Here is a 13,503-nt window from a genome sequence, read left to right on the forward strand (position 1 = left end):
CGAGAGCAAATTGGTACCGAACGGCGTCAGTCCGCCATCTCGGAACAACCGTCACTTTGCGTCTTGTTGTCCCAGGTCGGCCCTACCATACCGATCAGGTCGACGATACGGGTTTTCAGCCGTGTCATGCCGGCAGCGGCTGCGCCACCGGCTTGGCTGTCGCCATCGCCCAGATGCCGGCCAGCACCATCGGCGTCGACAGGATCATGCCCATGGTCAGCCAGTTGGTGCCGAGGAGGTAGCCGAGCTGCTGGTCGGGCTCACGGAAGAATTCGACGAAGATGCGCGACAGGCCATAACCGCAGATGAAGGCGCCGCCGACGAAGCGCGGCGTCTTAAGCTTGAGGCGCGAATGGGTGAGGATGCGCAGCACGAGGAACAGCACGACGCCTTCGAGCAGGGCCTCGTAGAGCTGGCTGGGATGGCGGGCAAACGGCCCGCCATTGGGAAATTCGATTGCCCAGGGCACGTCCGTCGGCCGGCCCCAGAGTTCCGAATTGATGAAGTTGGCGACGCGCACCAGGCCAAGGCCGACCGGCACGCCGGCGGCCACGACATCGAACAGCGACCAGGTGCGGATGCCGCGCTTGATGGAAAACAACGTCATGGCGAGGATGACGCCGAGCAGGCCACCATGGAACGACATGCCGCCTTGCCAGACGGCGAAGATGTCGAGGGGATGCGCAATGTAGCGCGCCAGGTCGTAGAACAGGACGTAGCCGGTGCGGCCGCCGAGCACGACGCCGATGGCCGCCCAGATGATGAAATCGTCGAGGTCCTCCGGCTTCATCGGCAGGATGCCGTCGGGCCACAGCTTCGGGTTGGCGGCGAGCCGCTTGGCATACCACCAGGCGAACAGGATGCCGACGATATAGCCGACGCCGTACCAGTGCACCGCCAGCGGCCCGATCTGAATGAGGATCGGGTTGATGTTGGGGAAAGGCAGCGAGGCCAGCGGCAGCAGGAAATATTCGTTCAACGGGGAGCTCTCGGTTGCGAACGCGTTTGGGCGCGGACCATGCGGCAGGGTTTTGACAGGGTCAAGGCAACCCTATCCCCCATGCCTGCATTTGGCGCCGTCTATTCACGCGAGCAGGCTGCAGAGCCAAATTGATGCGGCATCGTTGACGATCCCAAAGAACTGCCACGCGAGGCGTCTACGCTACCGGCGATGGGGCTGAACTATAATTGAATCAGCAATACGATTGGGGCAGGCCCGGGTTGCCGCCGCGGTCGTTCGAATGATCTGGCGGACAAACCTCCACCAATGTTCCCGCGCTTAATCAACCCATCGCTGATCGAAGAAACAGTGGCGCCCGCCCGTCATATTCGCGTGTAGGATGTAGGTCGCCAATTTCCTGAAACGCTCGGGGCAGCAGCAGAGGTCGGAGTATTGGAGGGCAATACCGCTTGGCTTGCTGGACACGTTTAGTGCCCTTCCTGGCTCGATCTCTTCGCGCGGTGCCATCACCTGGGCAGGTCACCTATCATCGAGTTTAACGGCACAGTTGCTCACTGCAAGCCGTCCTTGGCGGGGGCGCCTTTAACGATCCAGAAGTTTTCCTGGCGTACAGCAGGTTCATGAAACCGCTACGGCATTTTGGCGAACCAACCCGCCGTCTCTTCCTCTTGAGAACGGCTTTGCCCATCACCGTGGTGACGCTGATAGTTGCGATCGTCACTGCGGGACTTTTGCTGTGGTCGGCTATCCAGACTGACCGTGTTGCCGTGTCGCGGCAAAAAAGCTTGGTTGCGCTGATCGTATCCAACCTGGAGAGCGGAGTAGCGCATGACCAGGAGAGCGTCACGGTTTGGGACGATGCGGTCAATGCGCTGCGGAGCCGCGACGCAAAATGGATCGACGCCAATCTCGGCAGCTGGATGCACACTTACTTTGGCCACGACCAGGTCTACATTCTCGACGCCAATGACGCGCCAGTCTACGCATTCGTCGACGGCTCTATTGTCGCTTCCTCCAGCTACCGTTCCGCAAGTCCTATGACAGCGCCTCTTGTCCTTAATCTTAGGGCAAGGTTGAAACGTGAGGACACCGACGGAGTGACGGAGCAGGTGCTCACGATAGGTGCTTCCGACATGGCCGTCATCTCGGGCCACCCCGCCATTGTGAGTGTAAAGCCGGTCGTTTCCGACAGTGGCCACATCGCGCAAATACCAGGGGAGGAGTTCCTGCACGTCGCGATTCGATATCTCGATGGCAGCCTGCTTACCTTGCTGCGCCAGGATTATCTGCTCGAGGGTGCGCGTTTCTCCTGGGTCAACAAGCTCGCCTCGGCAGAGGCATCTTATCCCCTCGTCGACCGATCCGGCTCGACCATCGGCTTCTTCGTCTGGCAGCCATACCGGCCCGGGACCTTCGTTCTCTTTCAACTGGTTCCAATTCTGGTCGCCTTGTGCGGGCTGGTTCTGGGCGGTGTCATTGTAGCTCTCAGAACGTTGCGCAGGCGAACTTTGAAGCTAATTGAATCGGAAGATCGAATCTTTCAACTCGCCCACAACGATCTGCTTACCGCGCTCCCCAATCGCGGGCAATTCAACGACCGTTTGGCCGACGCGCTGTCGCGGCTGCCCTCGACGGGCGAGCAACTGGCAGTTCTTTACCTCGACCTCGACAGGTTCAAGCAGGTTAATGATACCCTCGGTCACCCCGCTGGCGATGAGCTGCTTAGGGAGTTTGCAGACCGGTTGAGGCGGCTAACCACAGAGGCAGACACGGTCGCGCGCCTGGGTGGCGACGAATTCATCATCATCAAGCGTTCGGTCGCAGGCGAAGATGAGGTCAGGACGTTATGCGAACATTTGCTCGAGTCCGCGCGCCGTCCATTTCAGGTCGCCGGAGCTCAGGTCTTTGTAGGGGTGAGTGTTGGCGCAGCGTTCGCTCCAAGGGACGGATTGGAGTGGATAGAGCTGGTGCGTAAAGCCGACGTCGCACTGTATCACGCCAAGGCTCGCGGCCGCAGCAGCTATGCATTCTTCGCAACCGAGATGGACCAAACCCTGGCAATGCGCAAGGGTCTCGAACAGGACCTGCGCAGTGCTTTGCAAGCGCCCGGCCAGATTCAGGTCTACTACCAGCCGCTATACACCGCAGACACAAACCGGATGGCAGGTGTTGAAGCGCTTGCCCGCTGGTCGCATGTGGAGCGTGGTTGGGTTGCGCCCGACTTGTTCGTACCGTTGGCCGAAGAAATGGGACTGGTTGAACAATTGGGCGAACTGGTTCTCCGCCAGGCGTGTCTGGATGCGGTACACTGGCCAATCGAGACATTGGCGGTGAACGTGTCGGCTTTGCAGTTGAACAATCCGAGCTTTGCCATGAAGGTCACGAGCATCCTGCTGGAGACCCAGATGGACCCTCGACGGCTTGAACTCGAGGTCACCGAAAGCACGCTGTCTCAGCACCGAACTGAATGCCAGCAGAACGTCGAAGCGTTGCGCAGCATCGGCGTGCGCTTTGCTCTTGATGATTTTGGGACGGGCTTCTCCTCACTTGGACGCCTGCAGACCTTGGAAGTCGACCGGATCAAGATCGACCGAAGCTTTGTGCAGGGCTTTGGTCACTCAAATGGAGACGAGGCTATTGTTCAGGCGATAATTGACCTGGCCCGCGCCACGGGCCTCAGCACCACGGCGGAAGGTGTGGAGACGGACAGCCAATGCGATTTTCTGCGCAAACTCGGCTGTGACCAGCTACAGGGATTCTTGCTGTCCAGGCCCGTGCCCAAGCAAGAGATCGAGAATCTCATAACGGGCGCAACAAGGCGCGCTTCCGCCTGAGGCCGCTGAATGCGGATTCGGGTGGCCCTTAACGGGCTTGTGGCAGGCGATGCGGTTCTGGCACTCGGTCAAAATCGGCCAGCACATTTCCTGGCCGAGGGGAGCTGAGCACCCGTCGCCCAGAACCTCCACTTTGTGGTTGCGCCTGCCTCCCATGCCGTTTTCCATAGAAACGTTGCCGCGTTGCTTGTCACTCACTCTGTTGATGTTCCAATCTCCGGGCTGCCGGTGCCGACGGATAGCTCGCGAGCACCGTCTCCAGGCGAGCCAGGCGGGCCTTTTGGGCGTTCAGTTCATAGCCGGAACGCCATGCGCTTCTCCCGGGTCGTGCGTCTCTGCATTGATCGATTTGAAGCAGCGAAATACTGAGGCGGACCGCGTCGATCTTTTTGACGAGCGCGGCCATCACCGGTTTGCGACTATGCATGGCCATACTTCCTGTACGAGGGTGGCGCAAAACGTCAAGCAAGAGGAAATGTTCCCCGGCCGCGTGTGGCGGCGGAATTTGGCTGGCATCTGGCCTTTGCCGAGGAACATCGTGCACGTCGCACCAGTCGGCATTCTTGCCAAGTCGGTCCGAGGCCGCCTGGCCTCTCGATGGTCATGGTTAACGAGATGGCTATGGCCAAAGTTTGCGCCTCACGTCAGATGAGACTTGGGTCGTCAGCCCCGACGATGGCCGGCGACGGGCGGCCCGAAGCAAAGCGGTCTAAGCACGGCCCGGGGGGCGGCAACAGCCGTCTTGTATTGGAGCTCACTTTAGCCCCGGCCTAGCGGCGTGATGACTCTCCCGGTTCGTCGCATTCTTCGCAGGCGCGACAGTGCACCAGGGCGGTGCCGGACTTGGAACAATGCACTGGCGGTCTGGTTTGATAGGCAAGCACTGAGAGCTGGAACTCGGGCTTTGCGGACAGACGGAAAGGAACTGAATATGTCGAGATCTTTCTACCCAAGCGGGCCGGGCAACAAAGGCAAGGTCGACAACGCCCCTGACGGATCTCCAGAACAGGATCCCGTGGAGGGGTCGCGCGAAACAATCGACCGCGAACTCGAACGGACAGACGCCAAGGACGGCTCCGACGAAACCGAACGCCTCCGCAGAGATTTGGGACGACAGGTGAAGGATGAGACGAACTTGCCCGGGCGGGGATCGGCCTGACAGGGTGAATAGTTCGCTGGAATGCATACGAGCACTGGCCGGCTTGGGTGGGCATGCTGGTCGCCCGAGCAGGTCATACTCATTTTTTCTAAAATTCCAGGAGCCGATTGCTGCTATCCGATTTGACTCCGGTCAGGGAGTCGCAAGTGCATGCGTAAACCGGAAGGCCAACTCGCTTTCATCGCGTTCCAGTCGCCAACGCTGGTTCTAAACACGCCCGAGGAGGCCGACTGGCTGCATGAAATCAAATATGACGGCTACCGGACGGAGCTTGTCGTCGAGGGCAGGCAGGCGCGCGCATTTACCCGCCGGGGCTACGACTGGTCGCACCGCTACAAGCGGATTGTTCAGGCGGCGGCGCAGCTGCCCGTCAAATCCGCGATCCTCGATGGCGAAGCCGTTGTTCTGGGCAGCACCGGCCTGCCGGATTTTCAAGCTCTTGAGCGGGAACTGGGGAATGCGAACTCGCATAAGCTTATGTTCTTTGCATTCGACCTTCTGCACCTCAACGGCCGCGATCTTCGGCGAGAACCACTGATTGCACGCAAGGCCGCCCTCCAGAAGGTGCTGAAGGACACGGCGCCGACGCTGACCTATGCCGAGCACCTAGAGGCATGCGGTCGCGACGTGTTCGACCACGCGTGCCGGATGGGCCTGGAAGGCATCGTATCCAAGCGAGCCGCTTCGCCGTACCGCTCCGGCATCCAGACGAGCTGGCTCAAGGTGAAATGCATCAAGAGCGACACGTTCCCGATTGTCGCCTTTGTCGAGAAGCTTGGTGCTCACCCCCGCCGTATCGCCTCGCTGTATATCGGCAGATGGCAAGGCGACCGGCTGCTTTATGCCGGGAAAGCTCAGAGCGGCTATACGCTGGACGCAGCACGGAGGGTCAGGGAACGGCTAGATCCGCTGGTCGTCGGCAAATCCCCCTTGTCCGAACCGGTTGAGAAGCCGAAGGCGACCTGGGTCAGGCCCGACGTGCTGGCGGAGGTGCAATTCAGCGGTGTCACGGATCGCGGCATCTTGCGGGAAGCCGTGTTCAAGGGGCTGCGGGAAGATCTTCAGGCGATCCCGGCCAAGCCGCCGTCTCCCTCCAAGCGCAAATCGGAAGGCCGGCATGGCGTCCCTCGCGAAAACATTCTGCAGCTTCTGCCCGATGCTATCGCGCCGCCCAAGGAAGAGCTCGCGCGCTATTGGGAGCGGGTGGCCGATCAGGCTTTGATTCATCTGGGCCGGCGGCCGCTGAAGCTGGTCCGCCACGCCTTCGGCGCCACCTTCTATCACAAGGGGCAATTGCCTCCGATACCGGCTTCGGTGCACCAGCTTCGGGTCCAAAAGCGCGAAGGTGGCGAAGGTATCCGAGTGTGGATTGACGATCTGGACGGTCTGCTTGGCTTAGTCGAAATGGATGCCGTCGAGCTGCATCCTCGGAACGCCACCATTGACGATGTCGAACATGCTGACCGGCTCGTCCTCGACCTTGATCCCGGTGAAGGCGTTCCGTGGCAAGCGGTGGTTGAGGCCGCGCTGTCGCTGCGCCGTATCTTGGAAGCGGCTGGCTTGGAGAGTTGGCCGAAGGTGACCGGCGGCAAAGGCATCCACCTGATGACGCCGCTCGCCTCCAGGATGACCCACGACGAGGTCCGGCAACTGGCCAGATCGCTGGCTCAATGCCTCATGGATGCCGAACCCGACCGATACCTGCTGTCAGCCGACCCGGCGGCCCGAAAAAGCCGCATCTTCCTCGACTATCTACGCAACGGCCGGGGCAACACCGCCGTCGGGGCTTTTTCTCCGCGAGCGCGGCCGGGGCTTCCCCATTTCCCATCCTGTCACATGGGGACAGGTTGAACGAGGTATCAGGCCAGACGCCTTCACACTCGCCAATCCCTTCAGACCCGATAGCCGAAGGGCGGCATAACCCAAAGTTTGGCCACAAGCCGCAGCTTTCGCAGTGGAAGAAGCGTGAGGCGGCGGTGGCGCCCTGCCTCACCGATCAGAGCCCAAGTGTTTGACCTGCTTCAAGCTGAAGGAAGGCTGCCGACGGATTCCTGAAAACCGCGTCCTGAAAAGCCTCGGCAGCAGAGGCGTGGGTGAGGTCGACCAGAATGGCTGCCGCTCGCTCAACTTCATCGGCCGAGTGGTCGAGTCGATCCATGCGCTTCAGGACGCGATCATGGAGCATCGACAACCGCGCGGCATGGTAGACCTCGCTTCGCTTGTGACCATCCCAATTGAGTGGTTCGAACAACATCATGGTTTTGGCTCCTCAAGGCATGCTTGTCGGGTGCGCTATTTTGAGTAGCCGCCGACGGGCTGCTTTTGCCCGCGCCTGCCCGGCTCGCATGCGGCTGCACAGCGCAAGACTGGTCGCAAGCCCGTGGTTGTCGTTGTTCATTGTCTGTGGCTGATCGAGGGAGAGTTCGGCGCGCCTAGCGTGTTGCCTGGCGACTGCCATTTCCAGGTTCAGAAGTTCAACCATTCCAGGCTTCCTCGATCATCACCCTTCCATTAGAAAATCGTCACTTGGCCCTTTCGTTCCGCTCCCGGCCCCAAAAAGGGCCGCAAACACGTGCCGGCTGGGAGCGTCCTATCGCCTGAACGTACACCCGCTGGCTCCGGCCTGCGGGTTCTTTGCTGTCCTAGCTTTTGCGACGCGGCGAAGTCGGGGGCCGGGGATGCTCGTCCCGCCGTCGGAAATCCCCGGAAATGCATCGCCGGCCAAGTTGTCGTCTGCCGCTGCCAATCCGAAACGGACTGTAGCCTGGCTGCTCATATGGACCTGGTACAGCTCCCGATGTCGACTTGCTGACGGGAAACTGGCAGGGTTAGAAATCCTCCTGTTCGTCAGCCGGATCGCCTTCGCGCCTGTTGCCGGGAATAGGCGGACCAAGTTCGGAGAGCATGAATTCGGAGGAATGAGTCGGGTCGCTTGGGTCGGCCAAGCTGTATTCGTATGTGACGGCAACGGCATTGGCGCAAATCCCACTGGTCCACCTCTTGCCCACAATTGGGGCACGGATAGAAATGCCGCTCTTCCGAGATGTCTTCGCCGCCGTGCAACTTGCCGGGCTAGGCGGGTCAAGCTTTGAAAGCTTCGTCATGTCGGTTTGTCCACCAGCGGCGTCTTCTTCGTCGGCGGCTTGTAGGCATTCACCAGGCGCAGCGTGTCCAGGTTGACGGTGATAGGCACGCCAAAGTTCACCGTCGCCAGATCACCATCGATGTGAGTGACGCTGCCGATAAGCTCGATCGGCTGGCCCTGCTGCACTTGGGAAGTGCGGTCGATGATGGAATGCGGGAAGCCATAAGAGGGGATCGAGACGCTTACGCGGTCTGCGGTGACGCGCCGCCTCACGGTCGCCACGATTGCCACCTCATCGCCTATGCTGATGCTGCCCTTAGCCATGCCGATTCAAACTCGGAGCAGGCGAGTTTGATTCGTAAGGAGATGCTAAAGTGTGATCGCCCCTCTTGGAACATACCTCTACCTTCGCGGTTATTAGCGTTCCGATTTTGCGAAGTGTGGGAAGATCATGAAGCGAGACTTTGCATACCTGTGTGATTGGGCGAGTGCACGGGGCATCAAAATATATCAGCGTTCAAAGACGGTATGGATCGTGGCTGGGGGCTATCGAGGTCGGGATTTGGAAGTTAAGGGGCGGTCGCCAGCTGTTGCACTCTTACTATGGATTGAGGCAACCCAGTACAGAGGAACGATTTAGGACTGTTGGCGAACCTGCGAGTAGCCACAAAAAGCGCGCGACCGTCGGGATCTCCCCGCTTATGCATGTCGCCCCCAAACCGACACGCATTTCAACGATCCCCGCATTCTCAGGATCGATCGCCGGCCGTTCGGATCGCTGGCCGAGCATGATGAAGCGCTGATTGCCCGGTGGAACGAGACCGTCGGCCCCGAGGATGAAGTCTGGCATCTGGGCGACTTCGCGCGCCACGGCAAATCGAACGTCGAAGCCCTGCTGACACACCTAAACGGCCGCAAGAACCTCATCGTCGGCAACAATGATGCTTCCGAAACAACGGCCGCACACGGGTGGAACAGCGTCCAGCACTATAGGGAGCTGACGCAGGAGCACCAACTCATCGTGTTGTGCCATTATCCGTTCCGGACGTGGAACCGGATGGGCAAGAAGTCGATAAATCTGCACGGGACATTCGCACGGCAAATTGAAGCCGCTGACGCGCCAATATGATGTTGGTGTCGACTGCTGGGACTTCCGGCCCGTTTCGCTGCAAACCTTACGCGGCAAGCGCGGGCTCCGGTGACGCGACTGAAGCGGAGAGGGTTGGTGAGCGAGCACCGGCGGCCGTTGCCATTCACTTTCTATCCAGCACCTTCCGGATCTTCTCCGCCAATTCGTCGATCGTATAGGGCTTGGTCAAAGACAAACGGTTGACCTGTTTGACCCGCGAACTTTGCAAGATTGGGTTCGGATGATGCCAGAATGCTACCAGAGTGATGGCGTAGTTTTGATCATTTGAGGTGACCAGTCGCGCGAAGCTTCGCCAGCAAGATCAGTGCTGTGCCATGGTATTCAGCTCGCACATGTTCGCTCAATGGGGAAGCCTCCCATGCAGCGAGCGCCGCGACGAAAGACGACGCGGCGCCATTCACTGAGGCGCACCTTAATTGGCCACTCTTCTCGAGCACGACTATCGCCGTATCTGCGTCACCGTATCCGATGGCGGCCATTCTATAAATGTTGGCGTCACCATCGACACGCACATCGAACAGCACCTCGCCAGCAGTTTTCTCCGCAGCGTCGATCACCCGGTCGGAAAACGGCTGCTGAATGCCATCCGCATTGGCCATCGATTGCTCAAACAGAACCATTTCAACATGTCCAGCCACCATGTTAGCGACAGTGCGCTGTTCTGTGCGATTGGCCTAGCCAACATTTCGTGGATATCTGCCGTTGTTCACAGGACGCACTGCGCACGCCGCCAATCACCGCGATGGCCTGACGAGTGGTTGGTAGACGATCTCCAGGATCACGATGAAGCAACGGTGCAGGGAAAAACTCAGGCCGGGCGTGTAGAGGGATCGGAAGATAGACGGCGGCATGCGCGTTCACGGTTTCAATTCGAAGCGGCTCCCCGGGGCTGCCCAAATCCCGCAGTCTGTACCGCTCCCATTCGGAGCAAAAAGAGAACGATAGACCGCTGCGGTCTTGACGAGGCAGGAATATATTCCTTATTTGTGGCAGCATGAAACCAGAGAGCGTCCATGGCAAAGTCCCAAAACGGGGCGGCGGGCGGAGCTCTGTCGAAATTGGAACCCGCAGCCCGGCAGCGCACTAGACGCAGCGCCCGGGTGGCGAGGAAGACAGAACCGGAACGCGAGCTTGGCTTGTCGTGTGGTGCGATTCGAACGTTTTTCGCGAGACTGACACGAGCAGCACCTCTGGTGTCGGCAACCGCCGAGGAGCACAGAAGGGACCGTCGGTCCGGTTGGAAATCCAGAGGATGCCAAGGGATTGAGCGGGTTTGAGAATGCATGATTTGATCAGGTTCTTCCAGGCCAATGCGACGTTGATCATTGCCAATCCTATTGCGTTCGCGACGTTCGCGATTCTTTTCGGGAGTGGAGGGTTCGTTGTGGGTCGCTATTTTCTAACCGAGCGCATCGCCAATCTGGAAAGCCGCATCGCCCGGCGTGACGACGAAATCGATGCGCTGAAAAAGCGCCGGGATAAGACGGGAGGGCCGTCCTTAATCCCTGTCATCGGCACATCGGCGATCGGCGAGAACGAAACCACACCACTGCTGGGAACATGGCCGGACCGGCCTCGGCTAGGACCACTGTCAGCGCCACCGCGTCAACGTCGTGGCTAAGCTATGGCTGGTGGTGGCAGGCATCTTTTTGATGAGAAAGCGATTGATCAGAAAATAGAATGAGCCATGTGGTGCTGTCGCGCCAAAAGTGGCACAAGCAGCATGGCCGCGGACGTGGGCTATCCAAGCCGGCCCGGTATGTCATTCGATCCACCTATTTGTAGGGCACCGACAAATTGTGGAACTCTTCAAAATGGCCGGAAAGATTGCGCGCCAGATACCGCACGGCCCTGGGGTTATTCATCAGCCGATCGAGATAGCGGCCGGCAGCCAACAGTTCCAGGCTCACCGAACCACGTCGCTCCACAGCGCTCAGAAACTCACGGCTTAGCCGGTCAAGTTCTGGCGTCATCGCGTCCAGTTGATCTTTAGACGCGTTGGCAACCGTCGTCGGATCGAAACCCTCGGCCAGCAGCGCACGAGGCGTAAAGGCGACAAGCAACTTTTCGTACGTGAACGTGACCCGCTCCATGGCAACCATCAACTTGGCAATTTCCAATTGCCTGGCCGGGAGCACATGCCGCAGTAAGCCGAAGATCTTCACCTTCACAGGGTAGTCCTGAAGAAAATTGAGGACGTCGGGGCAAATCCCGCCGACAGATTGAGCACTGCTGTCAGAAGGGGACTCGCAGGCATGCGCGGCTGTCTGAGATTCGACCGTCGTGCCTTGCAACCGCTGGGCCAGGGATTTTGGCATAGTGGCAAGGCTTTCGGACACCAGCAATGAGCGAAATTTCGTGTCGCTCATGATCACACGAAGCGCTTTGACCATACGCCCCAAGCGCTGTTCTGCTTCCAGTGTTTCCTTTATGAAATGGCGCTTGCGTCTGCACTCAGATTCATAGGTTGCCAAAAGATCTGGCCCAAAGAGCTTTACCTTTGATCCCGGTTGATCAGTGGCAATATTCCGAGCGTGTCTCTGGCCGTTATCCTGGAAAGCTTTGTAGGCGGCTATGCGGGTCATACGATACTTCGAACTCACAATATGGTCTCCACACTTGCTCGCGCTGCCAGTCTGGTAATTGGGGTGAGCGTGGGGAAGAGGTAGGTGTCCAGTTGAGCCCCATTGTTAGCGCGCAATTCCGATTTGCCGACGATTTTAGACATAGGGGCAATCAGATAGTCTCGAATGACAAGGTCACCGGGGCGCATCCGGACCAAGATGAAAATGTCAGCCACCGACTGGCGTCGGGTTTTCAGGGACCAGAAGGGATATCCGTAGTCGGAAGCGGTGCAATGTAGGACTTCGATTGCAACCGTGAACTCGTCGTTGATCCGGAGGATCTCGTTCTCTTTGTCATAGGCCGCCTGTCCGCCAGCGCTTCCGATCGCGCCCAGTAAGCCTTCTATCGCCTGTATACGCACCGTCGCCAATCGCCTTTTCGAGGCAATGAACTGCCTGGGCGACCGATATCCGATCAATTCGTAGGTCTTCAGAAGGCTTCCGAAGCGATGGAAATACAGGCTCGCCGCGGGGCAATCCGGCGCATCGTCAATGATCGAGGCAGATAAATAGCCTCGGCGCGCCAGAACTTTCTTCAACGCAAGCAGTATCTCTTCGTTGCTCAACCTGATGCGCGAATAGAGCGTTTGGTGGATGAGTTGCGCCCGTTCGAACAGCCTGCGGTCAATGATGGGCTCGAATGCGCCGTCCGCTCGAGCCCAGTGTTCAGGAGGATTGTTCGTTGCCTTTGCTTTAAGCTTGCGCGAGCGCCTGTTCCAGACATTGTTGCCGATGTATTTCTCATTGGTCAGAACTCCGCGCACCGTTTCCCGCTTCCATGGCCGCCCAAGGTCTGTGACGACGCCGCGCTCGTTCAACAGCCTTGCAATCTCAAGCTCTGTCTTATGCGTTTTGACGAACTGACCGAAGATCCAGCGCACCGTCGCGATTTCTTCTGGCGGCCCGGGCACCAAGATCATTCTGTCGGTGTGCAGGCTCTTTTGTTCGTGCGGGCAGAGGATAAATTTGGGACGTCCTGACTGGTCCACCAACTGGCGTCTTAGGCCGAGCCCCGGCTTGCCACCTTGACGGAAGCCCAGCCGGATCAGCCTCGCCTGGCCTATGAACGTCTTTTGAGAGAGCATGCGGCTGTGCTCGGCGGCCATGCTGCGTTTGATAGCCATAAGCACATCGGAGCCGACGCTGCCGTCATTTGCGAATTGCTCGGCGCAAAATTCGATCCGCACGCCGGCCATCTGGCAACGGTATTCGTAGGCGGCGCTTTCATTGATGTTCTGGAAACGTCCCCAGCGGCTGACATCATAAATCACGACCGTTTCGAACTCGGCGCGCCCACTTTCTACATCGGCCAGCATCCGCTGGAGGCCGGGACGACCGCCTAAGTTGAGACCGCTGCGACCGGCATCCTCGTAAGTGGTGACGATGTCGTAGCCCATGATTTCGGCATAGTTGCGGATGGCATCTTTCTGATTGTCGATCGAGTAGGTCTGGTGCTCTTTCGACATGCGCAGGTACTGAGCGGCGCGAACGAGGCGTTTGCCTGAAGGAACTTGTGGGGTTTTGGCAACCTCGTCCATCGCTCGCGCTGTCCTGCCGATCGGTCATGTTAGCGACCACAGCGCTATGGTTTGGTTGAAAATTCCTGTCCAGTTTGCGTCGAATGCCGGGCTTTTCTGTTTGGAAACCATGGCGTTCAACTGCCGGGAAACCCTGACTCACTTCGTGAGCC

Annotated in this window: 11 protein-coding genes and 2 pseudogenes; 4 read left to right on the top strand and 9 right to left on the bottom strand. The window is 58.9% G+C overall.

Translation table 11 applies throughout. The features are described from left to right. Positions 1–124: 124 nt before the first annotated feature. Entirely contained in the window at positions 125–979 is an 855-nt protein-coding gene (lgt, locus tag AC0NIH_RS20305) for a prolipoprotein diacylglyceryl transferase (protein WP_473467512.1), read from the bottom strand. A gap of 662 nt (positions 980–1,641) precedes the next feature. Between lgt and AC0NIH_RS20310 the strand changes: the two genes are divergently transcribed. Then, positions 1,642–3,795, top strand: coding sequence for a putative bifunctional diguanylate cyclase/phosphodiesterase (locus AC0NIH_RS20310; RefSeq protein WP_473467514.1), 2,154 nt, complete (start codon positions 1,642–1,644; stop codon positions 3,793–3,795). A gap of 190 nt (positions 3,796–3,985) precedes the next feature. Here the strand turns inward: AC0NIH_RS20310 and AC0NIH_RS20315 are convergent, their stop codons facing one another. Further along, entirely contained in the window at positions 3,986–4,222 is a 237-nt protein-coding gene (locus AC0NIH_RS20315) for a hypothetical protein (RefSeq protein WP_473467517.1), read from the bottom strand. Positions 4,223–5,104: 882 nt separating this feature from the next. On the opposite strand from AC0NIH_RS20315, the pseudogene ligD reads away from it, so the two are divergent. After that, positions 5,105–6,875: pseudogene (ligD, locus tag AC0NIH_RS20320) on the top strand (DNA ligase D). A 75-nt stretch (positions 6,876–6,950) separates the two neighbouring features. Here ligD and AC0NIH_RS20325 read toward each other — a convergent pair. The 4 genes from AC0NIH_RS20325 to AC0NIH_RS20340 all read right to left on the bottom strand — a co-directional run bounded on the left by AC0NIH_RS20325 (position 6,951) and on the right by AC0NIH_RS20340 (position 8,889). Continuing rightward, positions 6,951–7,211 carry a hypothetical protein gene (locus AC0NIH_RS20325; protein ID WP_023767887.1) on the bottom strand — a complete coding sequence of 87 codons (261 nt, stop codon included), beginning with the start codon at positions 7,209–7,211 and terminating at the stop codon, positions 6,951–6,953. A 571-nt stretch (positions 7,212–7,782) separates the two neighbouring features. Next, positions 7,783–8,058, bottom strand: coding sequence for a hypothetical protein (locus tag AC0NIH_RS20330; protein ID WP_473467521.1), 276 nt, complete (start codon positions 8,056–8,058; stop codon positions 7,783–7,785). Continuing rightward, entirely contained in the window at positions 8,055–8,363 is a 309-nt protein-coding gene (locus tag AC0NIH_RS20335) for a hypothetical protein (RefSeq protein WP_224687895.1), read from the bottom strand. The genes AC0NIH_RS20330 and AC0NIH_RS20335 overlap by 4 nt, the downstream gene beginning before the upstream one ends. A gap of 277 nt (positions 8,364–8,640) precedes the next feature. After that, positions 8,641–8,889 carry a hypothetical protein gene (locus tag AC0NIH_RS20340; RefSeq protein ID WP_474025031.1) on the bottom strand — a complete coding sequence of 83 codons (249 nt, stop codon included), beginning with the start codon at positions 8,887–8,889 and terminating at the stop codon, positions 8,641–8,643. Here AC0NIH_RS20340 and AC0NIH_RS20345 point away from each other — a divergent pair. Then, positions 8,785–9,241 (top strand): annotated as a pseudogene (locus AC0NIH_RS20345) (metallophosphoesterase). The gene AC0NIH_RS20340 and the pseudogene AC0NIH_RS20345 overlap by 105 nt on opposite strands. Before the next feature lie 208 nt (positions 9,242–9,449). Here AC0NIH_RS20345 and AC0NIH_RS20350 read toward each other — a convergent pair. Then, positions 9,450–9,830, bottom strand: a complete 381-nt coding sequence (locus tag AC0NIH_RS20350) for a hypothetical protein (protein ID WP_023766301.1) — start codon at positions 9,828–9,830, stop codon at positions 9,450–9,452. A gap of 638 nt (positions 9,831–10,468) precedes the next feature. On the opposite strand from AC0NIH_RS20350, the gene AC0NIH_RS20355 reads away from it, so the two are divergent. Then, the gene (locus AC0NIH_RS20355; RefSeq protein ID WP_023766300.1) at positions 10,469–10,810 is read left to right on the top strand and encodes a hypothetical protein; all 342 of its coding nucleotides are present in this window, start codon (positions 10,469–10,471) and stop codon (positions 10,808–10,810) included. A gap of 154 nt (positions 10,811–10,964) precedes the next feature. Here AC0NIH_RS20355 and AC0NIH_RS20360 read toward each other — a convergent pair whose 3' ends face one another. Together AC0NIH_RS20360 and AC0NIH_RS20365 are read right to left on the bottom strand one after the other, a co-directional pair. Further along, the gene (locus tag AC0NIH_RS20360; protein WP_473467526.1) at positions 10,965–11,774 is read right to left on the bottom strand and encodes a plasmid partitioning protein RepB C-terminal domain-containing protein; all 810 of its coding nucleotides are present in this window, start codon (positions 11,772–11,774) and stop codon (positions 10,965–10,967) included. A gap of 14 nt (positions 11,775–11,788) precedes the next feature. Further along, positions 11,789–13,351: a recombinase family protein gene (locus AC0NIH_RS20365; RefSeq protein ID WP_023766298.1), complete on the bottom strand. Its 1,563-nt coding sequence runs from the start codon at positions 13,349–13,351 to the stop codon at positions 11,789–11,791. Between the last annotated feature and the right edge of the window lie 152 nt (positions 13,352–13,503).

It is taken from the genome of Mesorhizobium sp. WSM1386, assembly GCF_055901595.1.